The following is a 632-nucleotide window of genomic DNA, read 5'->3' as shown; positions in this document are numbered from 1 at the left end:
GACCTTAAACGGTGAGCCAATGACGATGTTCCCAGGAGAGGTGCCGAAGAAGCTACCCAATGCCGCCTATTGGCAAAACAGTGGTTTTGACTTTACTTCCTTCCGTCCTATGCCGTCAGCAAGTGATGAACCGATGAAACACATACGTCTAGATAAAGCACTGGATTATCTGCTAGGAGACAAATTGAAATGAGCGAATTGAAGCAGAAACAAATTTTCTCTGAAAAAGCACTAGAGAAAGAGCAGCAATCGGACTCCCCAGAGTTGACGGCGCAAAAGACATTCAGTGAAAAAGAAACTTTGGTACCAATGAACATAGAAGAAGATCGAATTGAAACCGAACAAGAACTGCAACTTGAACATGTGATTCGCCCTAGGCCGGGCAGAAAATGGCTCGCAACCGGCGTGTTTGCTACTTTTGCCGGATTGGTCGGGTGGCAGGCTGTAGACTCATTTGTCACTGCGGTGCAAACAGCTGACTGGCTAGCATTAGGTTGGGCGGGTTTCATTACTGCAGTGGCTTCATTGGGCCTAGGTGCTATCGGTAAAGAACTCTGGAAGCTACGTAAATTAAGAAATCATTTCAGCATTCAAGAAGAAGCCGAACTGCTCGTTCACAGTGACAGTGTGGG

General features: G+C 46.7%; 1 protein-coding gene and 1 pseudogene. Both read left to right on the top strand.

Annotated elements, in window-relative coordinates:
- The coding region (locus tag R7Q11_RS27290; RefSeq protein ID WP_225467122.1) for a YcjX family protein at positions 1-193 on the top strand (193 nt) is incomplete at its 5' end.
- Positions 190-632 (top strand): annotated as a pseudogene (locus R7Q11_RS27285) (TIGR01620 family protein); the annotation flags it as partial. The gene R7Q11_RS27290 and the pseudogene R7Q11_RS27285, both read left to right, overlap by 4 nt.

This window comes from Vibrio sp. 970 (genome assembly GCF_033339075.1).
The sequence above is the reverse complement of the archived record's forward strand: the minus strand, read 5'-3'. Positions and strand labels throughout refer to the sequence as shown.